At 65.5% G+C, this 23,577-nt stretch carries 14 protein-coding genes and 1 pseudogene; 12 read left to right on the top strand and 3 right to left on the bottom strand.

Translation table 11 applies throughout. The annotated features are described in order from the left end of the window. Window positions 1–482 precede the first annotated feature (482 nt). Both BUA26_RS09455 and BUA26_RS09450 read right to left on the bottom strand, forming a co-directional pair. Window positions 483–1,043: an energy transducer TonB family protein gene (locus BUA26_RS09455; protein ID WP_072759822.1), complete on the bottom strand. Its 561-nt coding sequence runs from the start codon at window positions 1,041–1,043 to the stop codon at window positions 483–485. Window positions 1,044–1,068: 25 nt separating this feature from the next. Beyond that, window positions 1,069–2,355 (bottom strand): acetyl-CoA C-acetyltransferase, encoded by a 1,287-nt coding sequence (locus BUA26_RS09450; RefSeq protein ID WP_072759821.1) that lies wholly within the window; start codon window positions 2,353–2,355, stop codon window positions 1,069–1,071. Window positions 2,356–2,548: 193 nt separating this feature from the next. On the opposite strand from BUA26_RS09450, the gene BUA26_RS09445 reads away from it, so the two are divergent. After that, window positions 2,549–3,691, top strand: a complete 1,143-nt coding sequence (locus tag BUA26_RS09445) for a hypothetical protein (protein WP_072760242.1) — start codon at window positions 2,549–2,551, stop codon at window positions 3,689–3,691. Between the two features lie 97 nt (window positions 3,692–3,788). Beyond that, entirely contained in the window at window positions 3,789–6,263 is a 2,475-nt protein-coding gene (locus tag BUA26_RS09440) for a sensor domain-containing protein (protein WP_072760240.1), read from the top strand. 57 nt (window positions 6,264–6,320) lie between these two features. Here BUA26_RS09440 and BUA26_RS09435 read toward each other — a convergent pair whose 3' ends face one another. Beyond that, complete coding sequence (locus BUA26_RS09435; protein ID WP_072759820.1) at window positions 6,321–6,782, bottom strand: GNAT family N-acetyltransferase; 462 nt, start codon at window positions 6,780–6,782, stop codon at window positions 6,321–6,323. A 165-nt stretch (window positions 6,783–6,947) separates the two neighbouring features. Here BUA26_RS09435 and BUA26_RS09430 point away from each other — a divergent pair, with 165 nt between their 5' ends. From BUA26_RS09430 to pgi, 10 genes and pseudogenes are all read left to right on the top strand, one after another. Then, complete coding sequence (locus BUA26_RS09430; RefSeq protein ID WP_072759819.1) at window positions 6,948–15,578, top strand: glycoside hydrolase family 94 protein; 8,631 nt, start codon at window positions 6,948–6,950, stop codon at window positions 15,576–15,578. Between the two features lie 269 nt (window positions 15,579–15,847). Further along, window positions 15,848–16,183 (top strand): antibiotic biosynthesis monooxygenase, encoded by a 336-nt coding sequence (locus tag BUA26_RS09425; protein ID WP_072759818.1) that lies wholly within the window; start codon window positions 15,848–15,850, stop codon window positions 16,181–16,183. A 58-nt stretch (window positions 16,184–16,241) separates the two neighbouring features. Further along, complete coding sequence (locus BUA26_RS09420) at window positions 16,242–16,688, top strand: GNAT family N-acetyltransferase (RefSeq protein ID WP_072759817.1); 447 nt, start codon at window positions 16,242–16,244, stop codon at window positions 16,686–16,688. 303 nt (window positions 16,689–16,991) lie between these two features. Further along, window positions 16,992–17,400 (top strand): annotated as a pseudogene (locus tag BUA26_RS09415) (VOC family protein). A 127-nt stretch (window positions 17,401–17,527) separates the two neighbouring features. Further along, a complete protein-coding gene (locus BUA26_RS09410) occupies window positions 17,528–17,857 on the top strand; it encodes a DHCW motif cupin fold protein (protein WP_072759816.1) in 330 nt (109 codons plus the stop codon). 48 nt (window positions 17,858–17,905) lie between these two features. Next, on the top strand, window positions 17,906–18,400 hold the full coding sequence (locus BUA26_RS09405) for a GNAT family N-acetyltransferase (protein WP_072759815.1): 495 nt from the start codon (window positions 17,906–17,908) through the stop codon (window positions 18,398–18,400). Between the two features lie 212 nt (window positions 18,401–18,612). Further along, entirely contained in the window at window positions 18,613–20,019 is a 1,407-nt protein-coding gene (gene zwf / locus BUA26_RS09400) for a glucose-6-phosphate dehydrogenase (protein WP_072760238.1), read from the top strand. Then, on the top strand, window positions 20,013–20,726 hold the full coding sequence (locus BUA26_RS09395) for an HAD family hydrolase (protein ID WP_072759813.1): 714 nt from the start codon (window positions 20,013–20,015) through the stop codon (window positions 20,724–20,726). Before zwf ends, BUA26_RS09395 begins: the two co-directional genes overlap by 7 nt. Window positions 20,727–20,762: 36 nt before the next feature. Next, complete coding sequence (gene tal / locus BUA26_RS09390; protein ID WP_072759811.1) at window positions 20,763–21,866, top strand: transaldolase; 1,104 nt, start codon at window positions 20,763–20,765, stop codon at window positions 21,864–21,866. Further along, window positions 21,863–23,548 carry a glucose-6-phosphate isomerase gene (pgi, locus tag BUA26_RS09385; protein WP_072759809.1) on the top strand — a complete coding sequence of 562 codons (1,686 nt, stop codon included), beginning with the start codon at window positions 21,863–21,865 and terminating at the stop codon, window positions 23,546–23,548. The genes tal and pgi overlap by 4 nt, the downstream gene beginning before the upstream one ends. Window positions 23,549–23,577: the final 29 nt, after the last annotated feature.

Raw genomic sequence — 23,577 nt, 5'->3', positions numbered from 1 at the left:
GGTAGAGCAGCGGGCCATCGTGGCCCGCACTCGGTGAAAGGCCGAAGCGAAGCGTCGCTCTGCTATTGCTCTGGCTCCTCTGAAAAGTACGCGCAGGATGCGCGTTGCTCTACCCGGGGCCCCTCTGAAGCGGCGGGTGGGTGAAGGAAAGCCCGCAGGGTGGCCGGCAGGGATGCCGGCCAGTTTGGCGTCAGCACAGGATGTGCTGTCGACAAACCCCGTAACCCACCCGCGGACCTTGCGGGCAGGGATGCCCGCAAGGCGCGTAAGCGGGGTGTCGTTTTCTCTTGGTTACTTCTCTTTTGGACAAGCAAAAGAGAAGTAACTCGCCCTCCGCAGGAGGGTGAAAGCTCTTCGCCTCAAGTGCAAAAAAGAGCATCGCCCGCGAGCGCGGCTCCTACAAGAATCGCCGAGCTAAGGTAACTCGGGCGCCATCGGCGCAGGGAACAATAAAAGCAGGGCCGCCGCGACTGGAAAAAAACCTACGGCGATTGCGCGATGCGCTCGCCCTGCGCGGAGAAACGCATCGGCAAGTCGCCGCTGATCCCGTCCGGATGATCGCCCGGCACCGCGAAACGCCAGCCCCGCACGCTGCGCAAGGCATGCTCGTCGAGCACCGGATCGCCACTGGACTCGACCAGACTGGCCGTGCGGACACGGCCGTCGCCGTCGACGCCGACGTGCAGCACCACGCGGCCGTCCAGATGGCCGCGCAGTTCTTCCCATGATTGCGAGGTGTCGCCCGGCATCGCCAGCGGCACCAGTTCGACTGCCGGCGCAGGCGCAGTGGCCTGCGCCTCGCTCACGCCGCTGATGGCGCGATCTGCATTGGCGCGACGCGCCTGCACCACGCTGACCGGACGTTTCCGGTGCTGCGGTGAGGGCAGGGCGCGCGGCTGCATGGATGGTCCATGCCGAGTCGCAGCAAGAAGTGGCGCCGGCCCATGCCAGCCGACCGTCAGCGTGCTGAGCCAGCTGGTACCGGCGATGCCGATCGCCAGCGCCAGCGCGCTCAGGCCCGTGGTGGTGCGCAGCCGCAGCATGCGAGTATCCCGTTCATGGGCCCGTTCATGGCCGCTCGAGGATCGCGGTGACGCCCATGCCACCGGCGGTGCAGATCGAGATCAGGCCGCGGCCGGAGCCTTTCTGTTCCAGCATCTTCGCCAAGGTGGCGACGATTCGTGCGCCGGTGGCGGCAAACGGATGACCTACCGCGAGGCTGGAGCCATGCACGTTGAGTTTGGCCGGGTCGATCGAACCCAGCGGTGCATCCAGGCCGAGCCGGTTCTTGCAGTACTCGGCACTCTCCCACGCGCGCAGCGTGCACAGCACCTGCGCCGCGAACGCTTCGTGGATTTCGTAGTAGTCGAAATCCTGCAAGGTCAGTCCCTGTCGCGCCAGCATGCGCGGCACCGCGACGGTCGGCGCCATCAGCAGGCCTTCGCCGTGGACAAAATCCACTGCGGCGACTTCGGCGTCGCGCAGATACGCCTGAATGGTCAGGCCACGCTGCGCGGCCCACTCGTCACTGGCCAGCAGCACGGCGGCCGCGCCATCGGACAAGCCGGTGGAGTTGCCCGCAGTCAGCGTGCCGTGGCCGGAACTCTTGTCGAACGCCGGCTTCAACGTGGCCAACTTATCCAGCGTCGAATCCGGACGCAGGAAGCCGTCGCGCTTGAGGCCGCGGAACGGCACCAGCAAGTCGTCGAAGAAACCGGCGTCATATGCGGCGGCCAGTTTGTGATGGCTGTCCAGCGCCAACTGATCCTGCGCCTGGCGGGCGACGTGCCATTCCTTCGCCATCTGCTCGCAATGGTCGCCCATCGACTTGCCGGTGCGCGGCTCGGCTACGCCGGGGAACGAAGGCTTCAGCTCGCGGAACGAGAACCCGCGCAGCGCCACTTTCAACTTGTCCAGCGGCGTCTTCGCGCGGTTCATCGCCAGCAGCCGTTTGCGCAAACGCGTGCCGTAGACGATAGGCACATCGCTGGTGGTATCCGAGCCGCCGGCGATGCCCGCGGCGATCTGCCCCACGGCGATCTTGTTGGCGATGATGATCGCGTTGTCCAGCGAAGTACCGCAGGCACGCGCGGTGGTGATGCCCGGTGTGGTCGGCGCCAGCCCGGAACTGAGCAGCGCCTCGCGTGCCAGGTTCCAGTCCGATGAATGCTTGATCACCGCACCCATCGCCACTTCACCTAGCTCCACCCCATGCAGCCCGAACCGCTCGACCAGCGCGCCCAGCACTTTCACCGACATGCCAAAGTTGCCGACGTCGGCATACGCGGTGTTGTTGCGGCAAAACGGGATGCGTACACCACCGATCACCCCGACGCGCCTTAGCGTGTTTTCCATGCTCGAAACTGTCCACAACTCAAGTCGGTCAAGGCTAACCCGCGATGCCGCGCGGCGAAAGCCCAAAACGCCAGAGGATGTCCTGATCTGTTCAGCACGATCCATTTGTTTCCATGGGCTAGGGCTCGCGTTGAACTGACCACGACGTCCTCGCTGGTAGAATCGGTTCTCTTTGCCGTTCGGATTGCTGACCGTGGAAGCACAAGCGCTGCTGGCCCTGCCCATTGTGCTGGCCTTGGAACCGGTCGCTGGCGAGGCTTCGGCGCGCATGACCCTGAGCCGCGACGAGGCAACCGAGCTGGCGGAACTGGTTGCCGCCGACCTGCACGCGCTGGTGCCGCAGGTCGGCGCTGCCCGGCTGGCACTCGCGGGGGCTCTGTTCGATCAGGTCGAGCTGCTGCGGCCGGGCTTTCCGGTATGGGCTACGCTGGATGAGCTGGCCCGGCGCGTGCCGCGCGGCCAGCTGGACAACGTGGTGGCATTCGGCAGTCATGACGGCCACATGCCGGCGCAACCGCTGGAGCCGTCGCCGATTTTTGCCGATGGCCCGATGCGGCTGCTGCCGCTGAGCCTGCTGGCACCGGCGGCGCTGGCCGAGGAGCTGTCGGAGTTGCTGGAGGTCCACCTGGTCGGCCGCGGCGAAGCCGGCACGCTGACCGCCGACTGGCTGATGCGCACGCTCGGCATCCGCCTGGAGCATGTGCGTTACCTCAGCCGCAACGACTTGCTGGCGTTGACCTGCGTGCAGTACGAGCACGTCAATCTGGCGTCATTGTGGACGCTGCTGGAAGCGGCGCTGCTGACCCCGCAGCACGCCGAATCGACCATGAGCGCACGCGGGCTGAGCCTGCGGTACGCCGACGGCAAGGTGCTGGCGCAGTCGCCGGCGCAGTGGCTCGCCGCGCAGACAGGCGATGTCGCGCAGCGCGCGCATGACTTCGCCGGCATCGTGTTCGAGTTGCGCCAGTATGCGGCGCTGCTCGATGCGCATCAGCTGCCGTTGCTGCTGCAGCCGGCCGCGCAGGCGAAAACCGAGGCCGGCGCCGGCTATCTGCTGGAAACCCTGGCTGCGATCGAGCCCGGTTACGAATCGCCGGCCCTGTTCGCGCACGAGGCGCCCGGACTTGGCGTGGTCGCGCTCACCGTGGCGCAACGGGGCGACGGCGGTATGGCCCGTGCGCTGGCACATGGCTACCCATGGCAGCCGCAGGCGTTGGGACCCTTGCTGGCGCTGCTGGCCGACCGCTACGGCATCGCGCCCGAGCTGCATGCGCTGGGCCGGGTCGTGCTGGACGAGCGCGGCCGATTGGGTGCGCCGGCGACAGCGCTGCATTGAACTGCCGCTGGCGAACGTGGCATTTGTGCCGCGGCGGAGACTCGGCGCATGATGGGGGCGCGCCGACGGGGGGCGCGTTCCAGCTGACGGAATGACCATGCGGCCGCACAAGTCTGCCGAGGTATTGCCTTCGCTTCTTCAGGGGCCGGACTGGCCTGCGCAAATCCTGGACGGCGCGCCGGTATTGCTGGCCTATCTCGATGCCGAACAGTGTTTCAGTTACGCCAACGAGACCCATCGCAGCTGGCTCGGCGTCGACCCGCAGGCGCTGCTCGGCAAGCGCCTGATCGACGTGATCGGCCAGCGCAACTACCGCAGCGCCGCGCCGGCACTGAAAAAGGCTTACGCCGGCCAGCTGGCCAGCTTCGAGGGCGAGCTCTACAACGGCAAGGAGCGGCGTTACGCCCACGGCAACTTCCAGCCGGATTTCGACGCGGATGGCCGTGTGCGGGGTGTGTTCACCGCGCTGCTCGACATCACCGAACGGCATTTGCTGGAACTGCAGTTGCACGAAAGCGAGCAGCGTTTCTTCGGCGCATTCCAGCACGCCGCGATCGGCATGGCACTCACCAGACCGGACGGCCATTTCCTGCGCGTCAACGCCGCGGTGTGCCAGATGCTCGGCTATCGCGAAGACGAGCTGCTGGCGCTGGACATCGCCCGGCTTACCCATCCGGACGACATGGCGACCGATGCCAGGCTGATGGCGGAACTGCTGGCCGGCACGCGCGAGTCGTACCAGTTGGAGAAGCGCAACCTGCACAAGGACGGCCACGCCGTCCACATCCAGCTCAGCGTATCGCTGGTGCGCGACGAGCAGAACGCCCCGCTGTATTTCGTGTCGCAGGTGCAGAACATCAGCCAGCGCAAGGCCTTCGAGGACGCGCTGCATCGCGAACGCGAACTGGCCGAGGTCACTTTGCGTTCGATCGGCGACGCGGTGATCACCACCGACACGCAGCTGTGCATCACCTCGCTCAACCCGATCGCCGAGGCGATGACCGGCTGGAGCAACGACGAGGCGCAGGGCCGGCCGATCGAGGAAATTTTCCAGCTGTTCGACGCCCAGGACGGCCACACCATCGCCAACCCGCTGCGCGTGGCGATCGAGCACAACACCATCGTCGATCTCGCCGGCAAGACCTTGCTGCGCCACCGGCATGGTTTCGACACGCCGGTCGAAGACTCGTCCGCACCGATCCACGACCATGCCGGCAACGTCATCGGAGGCGTGCTGGTGTTCCACGACGTCAGCGAAACCCGCGCGCTGGCGCTGAAGATGATCCATCTGACCCAGCACGACACGCTCACCGGACTGCCCAACCGCAGCCAGCTGCACGACCACATCGGGCAGGCACTGGCAACCGCGAATCGGCGCCAGCAACGCGCCGCGTTGCTTTACATCGACATCGACCATTTCAAGCAGATCAACGAATTGCACGGCCACGCGGCCGGCGACCGCGTGCTGCGCGCGCTGGCCGCGCAACTGCATCGCTGCCTCCCCGGCGACGAACTGATCAGCCGTTATGGCGGCGACGAATTCGTGGTGCTGCTGCCGCATCTGGGAAGCGTGGGCGAAGCAGCCAGCCTGTGCCAGGTCCTGATCAACCAGTGCGAACAGACCCGTGTCGACGGCCTGCCCGAACTGGCGCTGCGCATCAGTATCGGCATCAGCGTGTATCCGGACGACGCCGCCGAACCGGAAGACCTGCTGCAGCATGCGGAAACCGCGCTGGTCGCAGTAAAAGCGCAGGGTATGCACGGCTACCGCTTCTTCACCGCGCTGATGAACGAGCGCTCGCAGGCACGCCGGCGGATCGAGACGGCACTGCGCCAGGCGCTCCCGCGGCACGAATTGAGCCTGCATTACCAGCCCAAGGTGGAAGCGCAGAGCGGCCGCGTCGTTGGCGCCGAAGCATTGCTGCGCTGGCAAGTGAACGGACGCGAACTATACAAGCCGGATCAATTCATCCCGGTGGCCGAGGACAGCGGCCTGATCCTGCCGATCGGCGCCTGGGCGCTGCGCCAGGCCTGCAAGCAGGCGCAGCTGTGGCAGCTCGGCGGTCAAACCATTCCGGTCTCGGTGAATGTTTCGCCGCTGCAGTTCCAGCATGCCGATTTCTACAGCTGGCTGGACGACGTGCTCAATGAAAGCGGACTTGATCCCGGCCTGCTCGAACTGGAACTGACCGAGCGCATGGTGATGTCCGGTGGCGATACCACCACCGGCTTGCTGCGCCGGATCAGGCAACGCGGCGTGCGACTGTCGCTGGACGATTTCGGCACCGGCTATTGCAGCCTGTCCTATCTGAAGCATTTCCCGATCGACGCGCTGAAGATCGATCGCGTGTTCGTGCACGATCTGATCAGCGACCGCGACACCGCCACGATCACCAGCGCCATCATCGCGATGGCGCGCAGCCTCAACAAGGTGGTGATTGCCGAAGGCGTGGAGACCCGCGATCAGGCCGCGTTCCTGCGCCACGCCGGATGCTCGCAACTGCAAGGCTTCCTGTTCGGCGCACCGATGCCGGCAGAGGAGTTCCAGCAATTGCTCGCCGCCACCACCTGAACCTGGTACGCGGCTTCGCCAAGAAGCGTGGCTTTTCATGGCAGGAGCCCGCCGCGCTCAGGCTCGGCTGGTCAGCAACGCTTCGTACATGAAGTAATGACAGCGCTGCATGCCCAGTTCGGCATACGTTGTCTGCGCGTGCAGGTTCTCGGTCTCCACGTACAGGCGCAGGCCGGCCGCGCCAGCTGCCGCTGCGCCCTGCTCGACCGCGGCGTATAGCGCGCGAAACACACCACCCCGCCGGGCGGCAGGGATCACGTACACGCTCTGAATCCACCAGAAATCGCCGCAGCGCCAGTCGCTCCACTCATACGTCACCAGCAGGCAGCCCACTGCCACGCCATCGCGCTCGGCAATCAGGTAGAAGCCGCGTCGGGGCTCCTCGAACACGCCATTGACGCCGCGCTGCAAGGTCGCGGGATCGAGCTGCCTGTGTTCGGTCTCCCATGCCATCGCGGCATTCCATGCGACGAGGTCGGCAAGGTCGGTGATGGCGGCGGCGCGAATCGACAATGACACGGCATGACTCCGGTGCGGGGCTGGGCACTCATCGTAGCGTGCGCCGTCTTCACACGTCGGCGCGTAGGGTCCGGGCGGTAGCTGCTGGCTGCAGCGGATGTCCCGGGCTTTCACAGAAATGGACGGTTCGCGACGGCCCGGCATGAACCCAAGGAAAAACCGGACTTGAACATCGGCAGCCTTCTCGACCTGCTCAAGCTGCGCCGTCTGCGCGCATTCCGGCGCCGCCGCGCCGCGGCACGCATACGACCGGAGCAGGAGCCGGCGCTGCGTTCGGAGCTGTTCAGCGCCGAGCAGATGGAACGACATGGCGCGGCACTGGCCAGCCAGCACCGGTTGAGTGCGCGGTCGGGGGCGGATTTGCTGCTGGCCCGGCTGGCCGACAACGAAGCGGTGCTGACGCATACCTGCGAACGGCTGACCAACGCCACCCGGCGCAAACGGCGGGTCACCCCGGCCGGCGAATGGCTGCTGGACAACTTCTACCTGATCGAGGAGCAGATCAGGATCGCGCGCCGCCATCTGCCGAAGGGTTACAGCCGCGAGCTGCCTCGGCTGGAAAACAGTTTGTCGGCAGGTCTGCCGCGGGTGTACGACATCGCGCTGGAAATCATTTCGCACGGCGACGGCCGGGTCGACACCAGCAGCCTGCACCGCTTCATCAATGCCTACCAGAGCGTGACTCCGCTCAAGCTGGGCGAGCTGTGGGCGATCCCGATCATGCTGCGGCTGGCGCTGATCGAGAACCTGCGCCGGGTCGCCGCCCGGGTGATGGCGGACTGGCGTTACCGCGGCAAGGCCGTGCGCTGGGCCGACAGCATGACGGCGACCGCCGAGCGCGATCCGAGCAGCGTGGTGCTGGTGGTTGCCGACATGGCGCGCTCGAACCCGCCGATGAACGGTCCGTTCGTCGCCGAGATGGCGCGCCGGCTGCAAGGCCAGAGCCCCGCGCTGGCGTTGCCGCTGAGCTGGATCGAACAACGTCTGTCCACGTCGGGCCGGAGCATCGAACATCTGGTACAGCTGGAGGCGCAGCAGCAGGCCGCCAACCAGGTTTCGATCAGCAACAGCATCGGCAGCCTGCGCACGCTGTCGGCGATCGACTGGCGCGACTTCGTCGAGCAGAGCAGTCTGGTCGAGCAATGTCTGCGCGAGGATCCGGCCGGCGTCTATGCGGCGATGGATTTCACCACCCGCGACCGCTATCGCCACGTGGTGGAAGGGCTCGCGCGGCATCATCGGCTGACCGAGCTGGAGGTGGCCGAGACGACCGTGGCGCTGTGTCAGGCCGCCGCGCCAACCGACACCACGTCGTCGCTGCCGCAGCACGTCGGTCTCTACTTGATCGATCGGGGCCGCCGCCAGCTGGAGCAGCGCCTCGGTGTCCGGCCGCGGCTGGCCGAAACGCTGCGCCGCGGCCTCGACCGCGCGCCGCTGCCGATCTACCTTGGCTTGCTGGCGCTGCTGACGTTCGCGTTCGCGCAGCCGCTGGTGGCGGCCGCCATACATAATCGGCTGCCGACGTGGGTGCTTGTCGCGATCGCCATTCCGGCCGCCATCCTGGCCAGCCAGCTGGGATTGAGCCTGCTCAACTGGATGGCCACGCTGACGATCCCGCCGCAGTTGCTGCCGCGGATGGATTATTCGGAAGGCATCCCGCCCGGCGCACGCACGCTGGTGGCGATCCCCAGCCTGTTCGCCAGCGCGCAGGATGTCGAAGACCTGGTCGAAGCACTGGAAGTGCGCTTCCTAGGCAACCGCGACGAACACCTGCACTTCGCCTTGCTCACCGATTTCGCCGATGCGGACAGCGAGACGCTGCCCGGCGACGAGGCACTGCTGCGTCTGGCGCGGCGGCGCATCGAGGCGCTCAACGAGCGCTATGCGAGCGTCGAGGCCGACCGCTTCTTCCTGTTCCATCGCCCCCGCCGGTGGAATGCCGCCGAGCGATGCTGGATGGGCCACGAGCGCAAGCGCGGCAAGCTGGCCGATCTCAACGCGCTGCTGCGCGGCAATGCGCACGGCCGCTTCATGCTGATCGTCGGCGACATCGCGACGCTGCCGCGCGTGCAGTATGTGATCACGCTGGACACCGACACCGGACTGCCGCGCGATTCGGCGCAGGCGTTCGTCGGCACCATCGATCACCCGCTCAACCGCGCGGTATACGACCCCGTGCAGCGGCGCGTGGTGTCCGGCTACGCGATCCTGCAGCCGCGAGTAGGCATCAGCCTGCCCAGCACCGCGCGCTCGCGCTATGCGCAGCTGTACGGCAGCGACGCAGGCATCGATCCGTATACGCAGATGGTGTCGGATGTCTATCAGGACGTGTTCCACGAAGGCTCGTTCGTCGGCAAGGGCATCTACGCCATCGATGCGTTCGAGCTCAGCCTGGACGGCCGTTTCCCGGAAAACCGCATTCTCAGCCATGACTTGGTCGAGGGCTGCCACGCCCGCGCGGGCCTGCTCAGCGACGTGCAACTGTTCGAGGAATACCCGCCTCGTTATGGCGCCGACATCAGGCGGCGTCATCGCTGGATCCGCGGTGACTGGCAGCTGCTGCCGTGGCTGCTGCCGTGGGCGCCGACGGCGCATGACGGCTGGCGCCGCAACGCACTGACCGCGCTGTCGCGCTGGAAGATCCTCGACAACCTGCGCCGCAGCCTGGTGCCGTCCTCGCTGCTGGTATTGCTGGTGACCGGCTGGCTGGTGCTGTCGCCGGTGCTGTCGTGGACGCTGGCCGTGCTGGCGATGGTCCTGGTGCCGCCGCTGCTGTCGGCCTTGCTGGAGCTGGTGCAGAAACCCAAGGACGTGCAACTGGATCAGCATCTGCGTGCCGGCTTCCAGGCCGGCCTGCAGCATTTCGCGCGGATGGGGCTGGGGCTGGCCTGGCTGCCGCATGAGGTGCTGTACCAGCTCGACGCGATCGTGCGCACGCTGTGGCGGATGGCGATCAGTCATCGACACCTGCTGCAGTGGCAGACCTCCAGCGAGGTCGAACGGCGCAGCAGCAACGCACCGGCGGCCCTGTGGCGAACGATGTGGCTAGGCCCGCTGCTGGCATTGGGGCTGACCGTGGCGCTGACGCTGCAACGGCCGATGGTATTGCTGCTGGCGGGGCCGCTGTTGCTGCTGTGGCTGCTGTCGCCGTCGCTGGCATGGTGGATCAGCCAGCCACGCAAGCCCGATACGTTTGCGCCAACTGCGGCACAGATGCGCTTCCTGCGCGTGCTGGCACGCCGCACTTGGGCATTCTTCGACACCTACGTCGGCCCGGCCGATCATTGGTTGCCGCCGGACAATGTGCAGGAGCAGCCGGGGCTGGTGATCGCTCATCGCACCTCGCCGACGAATATCGGCATGGCGCTGCTGGCGAATCTGGCCGCCTGCGACTTCGGCTTCCTCAGCATCGGCAGCCTGCTCGATCGCACGCGCCAGACCCTGGCCACGATGCAGCAGCTGCCGCGCCATCGCGGCCACTTCTACAACTGGTACGACACGCTGAACCTGCAACCGCTGGCACCGCTGTACGTCTCGGTGGTGGACAGCGGCAACCTCGCCGGCCACCTGCTGACTCTGCGGCCGGGTCTGCTGGCGCTGCCGGACGAGCCGGTGTTCCAGCCGCGCGTGCTGCTTGGCATGCTCGATACCGTGAACGTGCTGCACGACGCGCTCGATGCCGGCACCGCGTCGGCGCTGGATCCGCTGCGGCAAGCATTGCAGGATGGACTGGCCACGCCGCCGGCCACCACCAGCGTCGCTGCGGCGCTGTTGCAACGACTGCTGGATCACGCCCACGTCCTGGCGCAATCGCTGCAGGTCGAACCCGGCAGCGGCGCGGAGTTCTGGCTCGCCGCCCTGCTCGAACAATGCAGCGACCTGTGCGACGAAGCCGCCACCTTCAAGCTCGATCCTCCGCACGACGATGACGGCGGCTTCAACGGCATTCCCACGCTGCGCCAGCTGGCGCGGATCGAACCGCTGTGCTGGCCCGCCGACGCGGGCGCCGACGCCATGCGCGAACGCGCGCGCGAACGCATCGCCGTGATCGAGCAACTCGCGCATCAGGCCGGCGACCTGGCCTTGATGGACTATCGCTTCCTATACGACAGCGCGCGCGACCTGCTGTCGATCGGCTACAACGTCGACGAGCGCCGGCTCGACGCGAGCTACTACGACCTGCTGGCTTCGGAGGCGCGGCTGGCCAGTTTCGTGGCGATCGCGCAGGGTCAGCTGCCGCAGGACAACTGGTTCTCGCTGGGCCGGCTGCTCACCACCAGCGGCGGCGAACCCGTGCTGCTGTCGTGGACCGGCTCGATGTTCGAATACCTGATGCCCACGCTGGTGATGCCGAGCTATGAAGGCACCTTGCTCGACCAGACCTGTCGCGCGGCGGTGGCCCGCCAGATCGAATACGGCAACCAGCTGAACGTGCCATGGGGCGTTTCCGAATCCGGCTACAACACGCTGGACGCGCACTTTACCTATCAGTACCGCGCGTTCGGCGTACCCGGGCTGGGCCTCAAGCGTGGGCTCGGCGACGACGTGGTGATCGCGCCGTACGCCACCGCGTTGGCGATGATGGTGGCGCCGGCGGCGGCGACCAGAAATCTGCAGCGGTTGGCCGATTCAGGCGCCGCAGGCCGCTTCGGCCTGTACGAAGCGATCGACTACACCCCCGCGCGCTTGCCGCTGGGTCAGGCCTCGGCCGTGGTGCAGTCGTTCATGGCGCACCACCAGGGCATGAGCCTGCTGGCGCTCGACTACGCGCTGCTGGGCCGGCCGATGCAGCGGCGCTTCGAGACCGACCCGCAGTTCCAGGCCACCAGCCTGCTGCTGCAGGAGCGCGTGCCGAAGACCGCCGCGGAATACCTGCACGCCTCCGGTTTCCCCGAATCGGACGGCCAGACGCGCGCGGCCGAGGCACGGCTGCGCGTGTTCACCGATCCGAACCGGCCGCGGCCGGCGGTGCAACTGCTGTCGAACGGCCGCTATCACACCATGGTCAGCAGTGCCGGCGGCGGCTACAGCCGTCGCGGCGAACTGGCGTTGACACGCTGGCGCGAGGACATCACGCGCGATCACTGGGGCATGTTCTGCTACCTGCGCGACGTCGCCAGCGGCGACTACTGGTCCACCGCGTATCAGCCGACGTTGAAGAAGACCGAGCTGTTCGAGGCGATCTTCTCCGATGCCCGCGCCGAATTCCGCGTGCGCGAACGCGAGTTCGATTCGCATACCGAGATCGTGGTCTCGCCGGAAGACGATATCGAGCTGCGCCGCACACGCATCACCAACCGCAGCCGCATGCGGCGCACGATCGAGCTGACCAGCTACGCCGAGGTGGTGCTGGCGCCATCGATAGCCGATGCCTTGCATCCGGCCTTCAGCAAGCTGTTCGTGCAGACCGAGCTGATCCCGGAACTGCAGGCGATCGTATGTACCCGGCGCCCGCGCGCTGCCGACGAACACGTGCCGTGGATGTGCCATCTGCTGGCCGTGCACAACGCCGACATCGACCAGATCTCCTACGAGACCGACCGCGCACGCTTCATCGGTCGCGGCCGCAATCTGACGCAGCCGCAGGCGCTGGATCGCGAACAGTCGCAACTGTCCAACAGCACAGGCTCGGTGCTCGATCCGATCGTGGCGATCCGCTGCCGCATCACGCTGGAGCCGGAACAGTCCGCGACGATCGACTTCGTCACCGGGCTCGCCGACCACCGCGACGGCTGCATCCAGCTGATCGGCAAGTACCGCGACCGCCACCTCGCCGACCGCGTGTTCGACCTGGCCTGGACACACAGCCAGGTGCTGCTGCGCCAGCTCAATGCCAGCCTCGCCGATGCGCAGCTGTATGAGCACATGGCGACCTCGATCATCTATCCGAACGCGAATCTGCGTGCGGAGCCCGGCGTCCTGCGCGGCAACCGGCGCGGCCAGTCCGGGCTGTGGGGTCAGTCGATCTCCGGCGACCTGCCGATCGTGCTGCTGCAGATTGCCGATCGCGCGCGGATCGAGCTGGTGCGCCAGCTGGTGCAGGCGCATGCGTACTGGCGGCTGAAGGGGCTTGCCGTGGATCTGGTGATCTGGAACGAGGACCGCGCCGGCTACCGGCAGGAATTGCAGGACCAGATCATGGGACTGATTGCGTCGGGCAGCGAAGCGAGCCTGCTCGACCGTCCCGGCGGCATCTTCGTGCGTCCGGCGCAGCAGCTGTCCGGCGAGGATCGGCTGGTGATGCTGGCCAGCGCACGGATCATCCTGGCCGACAACCGCGGCAGCCTAACCGAGCAAATCAGCCGGCGCGTGGCGGTAACGCAGGCACCGCGTTTCGAAGCCAGCAGACCGCGGCGCATCCCGACTGCACTGGCGCCGCCGGCTCCTCCCACCTTGCAGCTGACCAACCCGCACGGCGGCTTCAGCGCCGATGGCCGCGAGTACGTGATCACGCTCGGCCCGGGCGACGCCACGCCCGCACCATGGGCCAACGTGTTGGCCAATCCGCACTTCGGCACGGTGATCTCCGAGAGCGGCAGCGCGTATACCTGGGGCGAGAATGCGCACGAGTTCCGGCTCACGCCGTGGCACAACGACCCGGTCAGCGACGGCAGCGGCGAGGCGCTGTACCTGCGCGACGATGAAACCGGCCAGGTCTGGTCGCCCACGCCGCTGCCCGCGCGAGGCAGCGGCCATTACGTCACCCGCCACGGCTTCGGCTACAGCGTGTTCGAGCACGACGAGGACGGCATCCACTCCGAGCTGTGGATCTACGTGGCGCTGGATGCCTCGGTCAAATTCTCGGTACTGAGGCTGCGCAATGACTCCGGCCAGCCGCGCCGGCTCAGCGTCACCGGCTACGTCGAATGGCTGCTCGGCGATCTGCGCGAGCGCACCGCGATGCACGTGGTGACCGAATCGGATCCGGCCAGCGGTGCGCTGTTCGCCCGCAATGCCTACAACAGCGAGTTCCCGAATCGCGTCGCGTTCTTCGACGTGGACGATCCCGGCCGCGGCATCGACGGCGACCGCAGCGCGTTCATCGGCCGCAACGGCAGTGCGGTCGCGCCGGCTGGGCTGGGACGCGCGCATCTGTCTGGCCGCCTCGGCGCCGGACTGGATCCGTGCGCGGCATTGCAGGTCAACGTGGCATTGGACGCAGGAGAGCAACGTCAGCTGATCTTCCGGCTCGGCCTCGGTCGCGACGGCGCCGATGCTGCCGCGCTGGTGCAGCGTTTCCGTGGTCGCGGCGTGGCCGCCGAAACACTGGAAAGGATCCACGCCCATTGGGCACGCATGCTCGGCGCCGTGCAGATAAGCACGCCGGAGCCGGCGCTCGACGTGCTGGCGAACGGCTGGCTGCTGTATCAGACCATCGCCTGCCGCATGTGGGCACGCAGCGGCTACTACCAGTCCGGCGGCGCGTTCGGCTTCCGCGACCAGTTGCAGGATTCGATGGCGCTGCTGCACGCGGCACCCGACCTGACGCGGACGCAACTGCTGCTGTGCGCCGCGCACCAGTTTCCCGAAGGCGACGTGCAGCATTGGTGGCATCCGCCGCTGGACCGCGGCGTGCGCACCGCGTGTTCGGACGATTACCTGTGGCTGCCGCTGGCCGCCAGCCGCTACGTGCTGGCCACCGGCGACACGAACGTGCTGCGGGAGCAGCTCGGCTATATCGAAGGCCGCCCGCTGCATCACGGCGAAGAGTCCTACTACGACCTGCCACAACCGTCGAGCCTGCGCGAAACCCTATACCAGCATTGTGTGCGTGCAATCGAACGCAGCCTGCCGCGCGGCGCGCACGGCCTGCCGCTGATCGGCAGCGGCGACTGGAACGACGGCATGAACCGGGTCGGCGAAGCCGGTCGCGGCGAAAGCGTGTGGCTGGGTTTCTTCTCCTGCGAGGTGCTGACCCGCTTCGCCGAAGTGGCCCGCCTGCATGACGACGAAGCGTTCGCGCTGCGCTGCGAAGGCGAAGTCAGCCAGCTGCGTGTCGCGCTGGAACAGCACGCCTGGGACGGCGCCTGGTATCGCCGCGCGTACTTCGACGACGGCACCCCGCTGGGCTCCAGCGGCAACGACGAATGCCGCATCGACTCGATCGCGCAGAGCTGGTCGGTGTTGTCCGGCATCGCCACGCCCGAACGCCAGCAGCAGGCGATGAACTCGCTGGACCGGCACCTGGTGCGCCGCGAGGCGGGCCTGGTGCAATTGCTGGAACCGCCGTTCGACAAGTCGGCGCTCGACCCCGGCTACATCAAGGGCTACGTCCCCGGCGTGCGCGAGAACGGCGGCCAGTACACGCATGCCGCGATCTGGGCCACGATGGCCTTCGCCAAACTCGGCGACAGCACCCGCGCATGGGAACTGCTGCGCATGATCAATCCGGTCAACCATGGCAGCGACGCCACCGAGATGGACGTCTACAAAGTAGAACCCTATGTCGTCTGCGCCGACGTCTACGCGGTCGAACCGCACATCGGCCGCGGCGGCTGGAGCTGGTACACCGGCTCCGCCGGCTGGATGTACCGGCTGATCGTCGAATCGCTGCTCGGCCTGCGCTTGGAAGCCGGCCGCTTGCGCTTCACGCCGGTGCTGCCTGCCGAGTGGGAAGGCTTCTCGCTCGATTACCGCTACCTCGATACGCAATACCGTATCGATCTGCGGCAGAGCGATGCCGGCACCGTGAGCACCGTGTGGCTGGACGGGGTGGTGCAGGCGGATGGCTGTATTCCACTGGCCGATGACGGGGTGGAACACAGCGTGGAGCTCAATCATCCCCGAGCGAGCTGATCGACGTCCCTCATCCATGATGGATCGGTCATTTCCCGATCGACGAACGCGGCGGAACCAGGCTGCAAAATTATCTGGCGGCGAAGAAAGTAAGCAGCTGATTTCCTAGCGCCGCCGCCCTAGGGTCGACATCGCGCATATGGATTGGGCCGTGGGATTACACTGCACTGCCACGAGGCTCCCAGCGCCATGGAATACGAAGTCGCAGCTTTTCTGCGCAATCCTGTCGGTGGCGAGATCGGCAATACAACTAACGGGATGGGAGATATATGAGCCATGCCAGTTCCGCTTTCTGCGCCATCTATCGCTGGCGCCTGCGCCCCGGGTCCGAGGAAACGTTTGTCCAGGCGTGGTCGCGGATCACTCAGTTGCTGCTGACTGAACGCGGCTCATTGGGCTCGCGCTTGCATCGCGGTCCAGACGATATTTGGTACAGCTACACGCAGTGGCCATCCGCAACTGCAAAGGCTGAAGGGCTTGCTCGCTCGTCCGTCGATCCCGAGGCTTGGGCGCAATTGCGCGAGTCCATCGCCGAGAGCTTGCCAGAATTAGTCCTCGAGCCGATATCAGATTTCCTGGTCCCCCTCCAGCATGGCGAGGCCTAGCCCTTCCTTCAAACGGGCGGCTTCGCCCCTGCTTAACTACAGCGTTAGAGCACTTCATATGCCCAACCACGTCCAACGCGGCGAGTACGAGATCTCCACTGATTCGGAGCTTCTGGATGTCGCCATCATTCATGCGTTTCTCGCGCAGAGTTATTGGTCGCCCGGCATTCCGCGCTCGGTAGTCGAGCGGGCCATAAGCAACTCCTTGTGCTTTGGCCTGTACCGCGGAGCCGAGCAAGTGGGGTTCGCCCGCGTGATCACCGACAAAGCCACCTTCGCCTATCTTGCAGACGTATTCGTTCTCGAAGCACATCGAGGCAAGGGCCTGTCGAAGTGGCTCATGCAAATCATCGAGGAGCATGAAGACCTGCAAGGGCTAAGGCGCTTCATGCTCGCTACCAAGGATGCACATGATCTGTACAAGCAGTTCGAGTTCCGCGAGCTGGCCAATCCGTCGAGCATGATGGAAATACTCAAACCCGATGTGTACCGGCAAGCGCTCTAAACCTCCAATCGAAAGACGCCCAACGGACTGCGTCCGCTGGGCACCTCTCACGCCGAACGCCAGGTTGTATGAATCTCATGCGCGCCACATGGAAGGCCATCGCCGTTAGCCGCGTTCTGCTGGCCGGGTGCGGTAGCGATCAAGCAACAATCTGGTCTGCAAAGGCAGCCTCACCCAATGAGCCCGCTTCGCGGAGAAGCATGGCCATCCTTCATGATCTCAAGTCCAATGGTGGTTGACCCTTGCTTCAAGCGAACGTGCCTTCGGTGCACCGCTTAAGTCAGATCTTTTTGTGGACACATCATGATTTACCGTCAAGGGCGCTTGCTTGATCACGTTCATCTCCGTGTCAAAGATCTCGAAGCGAGCAAGCGCTTCTATCGAGCGGCACTTGAAGCGCTCAATCTGCTGGATGGATACGGCGAAGGAGATGGCTACTTCTATGCCGACGAACTCTTATGTTGACCGTGCAGACAGCCAAGCTTCACTCATCCATCTCGCCTTCCAGGCCAAGGACAAAGCCCTCGTCCATCGTTTTCACGAGGCCGCGCTCAGCGCGGGCGGAAGAGACCACGGGAAGCCTGGCCCGCGAAATTACCACCCGGATTACTACGGAGCGTTCGTGCTCGATCCCGATGGCAACAATATCGAAGCCGTATGGCACGGACCCACGAGCCGCCCTGCAGAGTCAGTTCTAGTCGAGCGCGACTGAGTTCCTCAGCCAATGGCCAATCGTTTCTTCAAGCGGACCTCTTTGGCCGGCTTCGCCACTCAAGCGGACGTGTCAACGCGTGCCGGTTAAACTGGGTGTCGGACGCCAAAACACATCGGGATTAAGCATGCAGATGACAGGGATTCCGTTCGGCACGACTGATTGGTCGACGGTCGAACGGACTGAACACAAAGGTGTCAGCGGCATCGCCTACTGGCGAACACGGCAGCTCGGGAGCATCCGCGTTCGGATGGTCGAGTACACACCGGGCTACTTCGCGGATCACTGGTGCGTCAAGGGGCACGTACTTCTGTGTGTCGAGGGAGAGCTTCACACGGAACTGGAAGACGGCCGCAAGTTCACCTTGACTGCAGGCATGAGCTACCAAGTCGCCGACAATGCAGAACCGCACCGATCGTTCACCAAAACTGGGGCGAAGCTGTTCATTGTCGATTGAAGGCAATGCACACTCCTCCATCGAGCCAACTCACCTCACGACAAACCCATGGCCCTCATACGCCCCTTCCAGGAAACGGATTGGCCAGCCGTCTGGTCGATCCTGCATGCGACCTTTCAGTCCGGCGACACCTACGCCAACTCTCCGCAAAGTACCAAGGCTGAAACACACCTGGCCTGGGTCGAGCTGCCAGCAGCGACCTTCGTGGCCTGCTCGCCAGACGGGCAGGTCGTGGGCAGCTATATGCTCAAACCCAACCAGCCAGGCCTTGGCGGACACGTCTGCAACTGTGGCTACGTGGTCGCTCCCGAGGCGCAGGGCCAGGGCATTGCATCGGCCATGTGCGAGCATTCGCAGACGGAAGCGCTGTCGATGGGCTTTCTCGCGATGCAGTTCAATCTGGTCGTATCGACCAACGAACGCGCCGTGCGCCTGTGGAAGAAACTCGGCTTCACGGTGGTCGGCACGCTTCCGCGGGCGTTCCGGCACCAGCGCCTCGGCTTCGTCGATGCTCTGGTCATGTTCAAAGAGCTGGCAAGCTGAGAGTTCCAGCGGCATACCCTTCGACGCAGATTCCTGCGGCTGTCGCGACAAAATGGTAAACGTGCGGACTTATGCATCGGGTTAACTTTGCTGCGTGCAAGCTGGAAAGTAGACCCGATCTCCGGCATGTAGCGGATTCACATGCCGCATCTACTGCACCACGCGCTGCGCCAATGACGGCGCCGGCCAGCCCTATGGAGAAAGCAATCACCATGACATCACCCCGCTCGGATGCCCTGGTCTTTTTCGGCGCCACTGGCGACCTGGCCTATAAGCAGATCTTCCCCGCGCTGCAGGCGATGATGCTGCGCGATGGACTGGACCTGCCGATCATCGGCGTGGCGCATTCCGGCTGGAGCGTCGAACAGCTGCGTCAGCGCGCGCACGACAGCTTGACGCAGGCAGCGAAGCGTCAGGGCGGCGAGGTCGACGAGGCCGCGTTTGCGAAGTTCTCGGCAAACCTTCAGTACGTCGACGGTGATTACAACGACCCGGCCACATTCGCGCAGTTGAAGCAGCTGCTGGGCAGCGCCAGCGCGCCGTTGCACTACCTGGCGATTCCGCCCGGCCTGTTCGGCGTGGTGGTGAAGAACCTGCAGCAGGCCGGCTGTGCCGACAATGCGCGGGTAGTGGTGGAAAAGCCTTTTGCCCGCGACCTGGCCTCGGCGCGGGCGCTCAACCACACCTTGCACCAGGTGTTCCCGGAGTCGGCGATCTTCCGCATCGACCATTACCTGGGCAAGGAGCCGGTGCAGAACCTGCTGTACTTCCGCTTCGCCAACACCGTGCTCGAACCGGTGTGGAACAACCGCTATGTCGACAGCGTGCAGATCACCATGGCCGAGCAATTCGGCGTGGATGGTCGCGGCAGCTTCTACGAAGGCGTCGGCGCGATCCGCGATGTGCTGCAGAACCATCTGCTTCAGGTGACCTCGCTGCTGGCGATGGATGCGCCGATCGGCAACGATCCGGTCTCGCTGAACGCGGAAAAGCTGCGGTTGTTCCGCGCGATGCGCCCGCTCGACCCGAAGGAAGTGGTGCGTGGCCAGTTCAACGGTTATCGCGAAGTGCAGGGCGTGGCGCCGGATTCCGATGTGGAGACCTTTGTGGCGCTGCGCCTGCACATCGATACCTGGCGCTGGGCCGGTGTGCCGTTCTACATCCGCGCGGGCAAGAACCTGCCGCTCACCACCACCGAGGTGATGGTGGACATGAAGACGCCACCGCTGTCGGTGTTCGACGAGATCACGCCACCGCAGTCGAATTATTTCCGCTTCCGGCTCAGCCCCGAGGTGGTTATTGCCGAGGGCATGCGGGTCAAGCGGCCCGGCGAAGCGATGCAGGGCGAGCCGGTGGAACTGGTGGCACGACATCATTCGGAGCCGGAGAAGCCGCCGTACGAGCGGCTGCTCGCCGATGCGATCCGCGGCGACAACGGGTTGTTCACCAGCGACGAATGCGTCGAGGCCGCGTGGGCGGTGGTCGATCGTGTACTGCAGCACGCGGGCAGCGTGAGCTTCTACGAGCCCGGCAGCTGGGGGCCGCCCGATGCCGCGCAAATCGTCAGCAGTGCCGAGGGCTGGCACGATCCGAAAGCCGAGGCGAGCGAGCCATGCTGAGCAATGACACCCCTGCCACCGCGTCGGTAGCGTTCCTGCTCGATGTCGACAACACCTTGCTCGACAACGATCGCTTCGCCGTCGACCTCGGCGACACGCTCACACAGGCCTTCGGTGTGGCCGAACGCGACCGCTATTGGGCGATCTATGCGCAGCTGCGCGACGAGCTGGGCTACGCCGATTACCTTGGCGCGCTGCAGCGTTTCCGCGTCGGCCTGGACAACGACCCGTCGCTGCTGCAGATGTCGAAATACCTGCTGGACTATCCGTTCACCGACCGGCTGTATCCGCACGCGCTGGAAACGCTGGCGCACCTGCGCACGCTAGGGACCGCGGCCATACTGTCGGATGGCGACGTGGTGTTCCAGCCCCGCAAGATCCAGCGCGCCGGGCTGTGGGATGCGCTGGATGGCGAAGTGCTGATCTATGTGCACAAACAGCAGATGCTGGTGGCGATGCAGCAGCGCTACCCGGCCGCGCATTACGTGATGGTCGACGACAAGCCGCAGATCCTGGCCGAGATGAAACAGCGGCTCGGCCACCGGCTGACCACAGTATTCGTGGAGCAGGGCCACTACGCCACGCAGGCGCCCGCGGATGTTCGTGCGGCGGCCGATATCCGCATCGCGTGCATCGATGAACTGCGCGAGCGTAAGCTTGGTGATTTCCTGCCCGACGCGCCCACCATCAACCTTCCGGCAGACTGAAACCCCACCGTATCGAACTGGAGTCATGGAGCAAGCATGAAAGCGACCCGCCAATTGCACGAACTCGGCCAGAGCCTGTGGCTGGACAACATTACCCGCACCATGCTCGACGACGGCACGCTGGCGCGCTACATCGCCGAGGATTCGATCACCGGGCTGACCTCGAACCCCAGCATTTTCGACGCCGCGATCGGCGACGGCGACGCCTACGATGCCGGCGTGCACGCCAAGACGCTGGCCGGGCTGTCGGGCGAGACGCTGTTCATCGAACTGGCGCTGGAAGACCTGCGTCGCGCGGCCGACCTGTTCAAGCCGGTGTTCGACACTACCCACCAGGTCGACGGCTGGGTCTCGATGGAAGTCTCGCCGCTGCTGGCCGCCGACACCGCCGGCTCGATCGCGGCGGCCCGGCATATCCACCACAAGGCGCAGCGCGACAACCTGTTCGTGAAGATTCCCGGCACTCCCGAAGGTGTGCCCGCGATCGAGGAAGCGATCTTTCTGGGCGTTCCGATCAACGTGACCTTGCTGTTTTCCTGCGCGCACTACCAGGCTGTCGCCGAGGCCTATATGCGCGGCATCGAGCGGCGCCTCGCCGCCGGGCTCGACCCGAAAGTCGGCTCGGTCGCCTCGCTGTTCATCAGCCGCTGGGATGTGGCCAGCAATCCACAGCTGCCCACCGAGCTGCACAACAAGCTCGGCATCGCGGTGGGCCAGCAGACGTATCGCGCCTACCGCGCCTTGCTCGCCTCGCCGCGCTGGCAGAAGCTGGCCGCGGCCGGTGCGCAGCCGCAGCGCCTGCTATGGGCCAGCACCGGCACCAAGGACCCGTCCGCGCCCGACACGCTGTACATCAGCGCATTCGCCGCGCCCGACACCATCGATACGATGCCGGAGAAAACCCTGCTTGCGTTCGCCGACCACGGCCAGCTGCATGGCGTGATGGCGACCGATGGCGGCGACGCCGACGCCACCTTGGCGCAGATCGCCAAGGCTGGTGTGGATATCGACGCGCTGGCGCGCAAGCTGCAGCTGGATGGCGCCGCGGCGTTCGTCAAATCCTGGAACCAGCTGCTGCAGCGGATCGCGGACAAGGCCGCTGCGCTGGCCGACAAATCGAAAGGACCCGCGCTGCGATGAGCCATCCGAAACTCACCACCTTGCCGCAGTGGCAAGCATTGCAGCGGCACTTCGCCGCGCTCGGCCCTAAACACCTGCGCGAGCTGTTCGCCGCCGACCCGCAGCGCGGCGAACGGCTGACCGTCGAGGAGGTCGGGCTGTATCTGGACTACTCCAAGCAGCGCGTCGATGCCGACACCTTGCGCCTGCTGCGCGAACTGGCCGAGGCCTGCGCATTGCCGCAACGGATCGAGGCGATGTTCCGCGGCGACAAGATAAACACCACCGAGAACCGCGCGGTGCTGCACGTGGCGTTGCGTGCGCCGGCCACCGAGAAAATCCTTGTCGACGGCCGCGATGTGGTACCGGACGTGCACGAGGTGCTAGCCCGCATGGCGGCGTTTTCCGAACGCGTGCGCAGCGGCGCGTGGCTGGGCCACACCGGCAAGCGCATCCGCAACGTGATCAGCATCGGCATCGGCGGCTCCGACCTTGGTCCGGTGATGGCGTACGAGGCACTGCGCGACTACAGCCGGCGCGACATGACGTTCCGCTTCGTGTCGAACGTGGACGGCACCGATTTCGCCGAGGCCGTACGCGACCTGGATGCGGCCGAAACGCTGTTCATCATCTGCTCGAAAACCTTTACCACGCTGGAGACCCTGACCAACGCGCATGCCGCGCGGGCGTGGAGCGTCAAGGCGCTGGGCGACGCCGACGCTGAAAAGAGCGGGGCCGTCGCCAAACATTTCGTCGCCGTCTCCACCAACGCCGAGGGCGTGGCGAAGTTCGGCATCGACACCGCCAACATGTTCGGCTTCTGGGACTGGGTCGGCGGGCGCTACTCGATGGATTCGTCGATCGGCTTGTCGACCATGCTGGCGATCGGGGCAGACGGTTTCCGCGACCTGCTGGCCGGCTTCCATGCGATGGACGAGCACTTCCGGCGCACGCCGCTGGAAAAGAACCTGCCCGTCCTGATGGGCCTGCTGGCGATCTGGAACAACAACTTCCTCGATGCAGCCACCGTCGCGGTGCTGCCGTACGAGCAATACCTGAAACGCTTCCCGGCGTATCTGCAGCAGCTGACGATGGAGAGCAACGGCAAGCACGTCACGCTCGACGGCAAGGTCGTGGACTACGACACCGGCCCGGTCTACTGGGGCGAACCGGGCACCAACGGCCAGCACTCGTTCTATCAGCTGATTCATCAGGGCACGCGCATCGTGCCGTGCGATTTCATCGGCTTCGGCCAGACGTTGAATCCGCTGCCGGCACAAGGCGGTGGCGATCAACATGACTTGCTGATGGCGAACCTGATCGCCCAGGGCGAAGCGCTGGCGTTCGGCAAGAGCGCGGACGAAGTGCGTGCCGAAGGTACGCCCGAGGCGCTGGTGCCGCATCGCACGTTCGAGGGCAACCGGCCAAGCACGACCATCCTCGCCGCAAAACTGACCCCGCATACACTCGGCGCGCTGATCGCGCTGTACGAGCACAGCGTGTTCGTGCAGGGCGTGATCTGGGACATCGATTCGTTCGACCAGTGGGGCGTGGAACTGGGCAAGCAATTGGCCAAGGCCACTATCGCCGAGCTGACTGCAACGGACGAGCCCAAGCTCGCCCATGACAGTTCGACCAACGCCTTGATTCGCCGCTATCGACAGCTGCGCGACGGCAAGGCACCGACAGGTCCGCGAGGCTGATTTTGTAGGAGCGCACTTGTGGGCGATGC

The sequence above is a fragment of the Rhodanobacter sp. OK091 genome (assembly GCF_900142825.1).
Taxonomy (GTDB): Bacteria; Pseudomonadota; Gammaproteobacteria; order Xanthomonadales; family Rhodanobacteraceae; genus Rhodanobacter.
Note: the sequence above shows the minus strand (reverse complement) of the source record. Positions and strands in the feature narration are given on the sequence as shown.

Coding starts and splice junctions, on each gene's coding strand:
- BUA26_RS09455 (WP_072759822.1), bottom strand. CDS start 1,043: ATGCTGCGGCTGCGCACCACCACGGGCCTGAGCGCGCTGGCGCTGGCG.
- BUA26_RS09450 (WP_072759821.1), bottom strand. CDS start 2,355: ATGGAAAACACGCTAAGGCGCGTCGGGGTGATCGGTGGTGTACGCATC.
- BUA26_RS09440 (WP_072760240.1), top strand. CDS start 3,789: ATGCGGCCGCACAAGTCTGCCGAGGTATTGCCTTCGCTTCTTCAGGGG.
- BUA26_RS09425 (WP_072759818.1), top strand. CDS start 15,848: ATGAGCCATGCCAGTTCCGCTTTCTGCGCCATCTATCGCTGGCGCCTG.
- BUA26_RS09420 (WP_072759817.1), top strand. CDS start 16,242: ATGCCCAACCACGTCCAACGCGGCGAGTACGAGATCTCCACTGATTCG.
- BUA26_RS09410 (WP_072759816.1), top strand. CDS start 17,528: ATGCAGATGACAGGGATTCCGTTCGGCACGACTGATTGGTCGACGGTC.
- BUA26_RS09405 (WP_072759815.1), top strand. CDS start 17,906: ATGGCCCTCATACGCCCCTTCCAGGAAACGGATTGGCCAGCCGTCTGG.
- zwf (WP_072760238.1), top strand. CDS start 18,613: ATGACATCACCCCGCTCGGATGCCCTGGTCTTTTTCGGCGCCACTGGC.
- BUA26_RS09395 (WP_072759813.1), top strand. CDS start 20,013: ATGCTGAGCAATGACACCCCTGCCACCGCGTCGGTAGCGTTCCTGCTC.
- tal (WP_072759811.1), top strand. CDS start 20,763: ATGAAAGCGACCCGCCAATTGCACGAACTCGGCCAGAGCCTGTGGCTG.
- pgi (WP_072759809.1), top strand. CDS start 21,863: ATGAGCCATCCGAAACTCACCACCTTGCCGCAGTGGCAAGCATTGCAG.